At 70.1% G+C, this 3127-nt stretch carries 1 protein-coding gene; it reads right to left on the bottom strand.

Features of this window, described 5'->3' with window-relative positions:
* Nucleotides 1-3127 (bottom strand): SDR family NAD(P)-dependent oxidoreductase (locus ABT130_RS47325; protein ID WP_350966455.1); only part of this gene is annotated, 3127 nt, incomplete at both ends.

The raw sequence follows: 3127 nt of genomic DNA on the forward strand, positions 1-3127 counted from the left end.
GCATCGCCACCAGCGACGACGAACACGCGGTGTCCACCGTCACCGCCGGGCCCTCCAACCCCAGCGCGTACGAAATCCGGCCGGTCGCGACACTGCCCGCCGTACCGGTGCTGATGAAGCCCATCGCCTCCGGCGGGAACTCCACGCTTGACGCGTAGTCGTGGTACATGATCCCGGCGAACACACCCGTGTGGCTGCCGCGCAAGGAGACCGGATCCATGCCCGCCCGCTCGATCGCCTCCCACGACACCTCCAGCAGCAACCGCTGCTGCGGATCCATCGCCAACGCCTCACGCGGCGAGATCCCGAAGAACCCCGGATCAAACTGCCCCGCCTCGTGCAGGAACCCGCCCTCACGCACATAGCTGATGCCCTGGCTCTCCCGATCCGGGCTGTAGAAGGCCGCCAGATCCCAGCCGCGCGTCGTCGGGAACGGCGAGATCCCATCCCCACCCTCACTGACCAGCCGCCACAGATCCTCCGGCGATTCGACCCCGCCCGGATAACGGCAGGCCATGCCCACGATCACGATCGGGTCGTCCGCCACCGGTACCACCGACGCGGGAATGACCACATCGGCGTCCTCACCGAACAACTCGGCCAGCAGGAACTCCGCCAGCACGGCCGGCGTCGGGTAGTCGAACACCAGCGTGGACGGCAACCGCAACCCGGTCGCGGCATTGAGCCGGTTCCGCAACTCCACCGCGGTCAGGGAGTCGAAGCCCAGCTCACGAAACTCCCGCCGGACGTCCACCGCCGCGGAGTCGGGGTGTCCGAGGACCGTGGCGGCCTGAGTGCGGACCAGATCGACCATGAACCGGGTCCGGTCGGCCTGCGTCAGTGCGGCCAGCTGCCGCACCAACGCTCCTCCATCGGCCGTATGCGCCAAAGCCGCCGTACGACGGGTGCCCCGCACCAGACCGCGCAGCAGCGGCGGCACCAGCTGAGCGGGCATCGCCGGTATGTTCATCAGGACCGGGAGCACCAGCGGTGCATCCGACCCGATGGCGGCGTCGAACAGCGCCAGTCCCTGCTCGGTGGTGATCGGCGGCAGCCCGGCGGCGGTCACCCGGTGCACATCGACCTGCGACATGCCCCCGCTCATCCCGGTGGCCTGCGCCCACAGTCCCCACGCCAGCGATAACCCCGGCAACCCCAGCGCCCGGCGCCGTGCCATCAACGCGTCCAGCCAGGCATTGGCCGCCGCGTAGTTGCCCTGACCACCACCGCCCATCACCCCGGCCAGCGAGGAGAACACCACGAACCCAGCCAGATCCATACCCTGGGTCAGCTCGTGCAGATGCCAGGCGGCGTCCACCTTCGGCCGCAACACCGCATCCAGCCGCTCCGGCGTCAGCGAGGGAATCGTCCCATCGTCCACCACGCCCGCGGTGTGGATCACCGCGGTCAGCGGATGCCCGGCATCGACCTGCGCCAGCAGCGCCGCCACCTGATCGCGATCCGCCACATCACAGGCGGCGACCGTGACCTCGACCCCGTGCGCGATCAGCTCGGCCCGCAACTCCACCGCACCCGGAGCCTCCAGGCCCCGGCGGCTGGCCAGCAGCAGATGCCGCATCCCGTGCTCGGCCACCAGATGCCGGGCCACCTCCGCACCCAGACCACCGGTACCACCAGTGATCAACACCGTGCCGTCCAGCTCCCACCGCCGGGGCATGGTCAGCACGATCTTGCCGGTATGCCTGGCCTGACTCATGAACCGGAACGCCTCCCGGCCCCGGCGCACATCCCACGCCGTCACCGGCAACGGCCGCAACTCACCAGCGGCGAACAGCTCCATCAGCTCGGCCAGAATCTGCCGCAACCGCTCGGGCCCGGCATCCAGCACGTCGAACCAGTGATACTCCAGCCCCGGGAAACTCGCCTGATCACGAATGTCCAGCTTGCTCAACTCGATGAACCGGCCACCCGGGCGCAGCAGTCGCGCCGAGGCGTCGATGAACTCCCCGGTCAGCGAGTTCAGCACCACATCGATGCCCCGCTCACCACACACCTGGGAGAACCGCTCCTCGAACTCCAGGGTGCGCGAGGAGGCGATGTGATCGTCCGGGATGCCCAGCGAACGCAGAACGTCCCACTTGGCCGGGCTGGCCGTGGCGAACACCTCCACCCCCAGCCGCTGGGCCAGCTGGATCGCCGCCATGCCCACACCGCCCGCACCGGCGTGCACCAGCAGCCTCTCGCCTGCCCGCAACCCGGCCAGATCCATCAGCCCGTAATAGGTGGTGAGGAACGCCACCGGAATCGTCGCCGCCTGCTCGAACGAGCAGTGATCGGGAATCTTCACCAAGATTGTGGCCTCGGTGACGACCACCGGACCGAACGCGCCCCCGGCCAGACCGACCACCCGGTCCCCCGGACGCAGGTCCTCAACCTCCGGGCCGACCTCCAGCACCACACCGGCGACCTCAGCCTTGTCCTGGAACCAGCCCAGCGCGTTCAACCCGTCCAGCAGATCCCGGAAGTTCACCCCCGCCGCGTGCACCGCCACCCGCACCTGCCCGGCCTCCAGCGGCTCGGCCACCTGCGGGAACGGAAGCAGCTCCAGCGCGTCCAAGCTGCCCTTGGCCCGGCTGCCCAACCGCCACGCCACCCCACCGGCCGGCGGCAGCAGACCCGCCCCCGAGACCAGCGACGCCAGCCGCGGCGCCCGCACTCCACCGTCACGCACCGCCACCTGCGGCTCGTCCGAGGCCGGCACCGCGAGCAGTACATCGCGCAAAGTCGCGAGCGAGGACTCCTGATCATCCAGGTCGACCAGGACGAACCGGCCCGGGTTCTCCGACTGCGCCGACCGCACCAGACCCCACACCGCCGCAGCCGCCAGATCGGTGACCGCCTCACCCTCACCCGCGGCCACCGCACCCCGCGTGACGACCACCAGCCGCGAACCAGCACACCGCTCATCGGCCAGCCAGCCCTGCAACAGACCCAGCACCCCAGCCGTCACCTCGTGCGCCGAGATCGCCACGTCCCCGGCCCGCCTGGTCACGACCTCGGCCAGCACCACCTCCGGCACCGGCCCCGCCTCGCCCAGCGCCGACAGATCACGATGAACCGCGACCGACTGCCCGGCCGACTCCCACATCCCCGCAAGACCCAGCGC

The sequence above is a fragment of the Streptosporangium sp. NPDC001681 genome, assembly GCF_040298085.1.
GTDB lineage: Bacteria > Actinomycetota > Actinomycetes > Streptosporangiales > Streptosporangiaceae > Streptosporangium.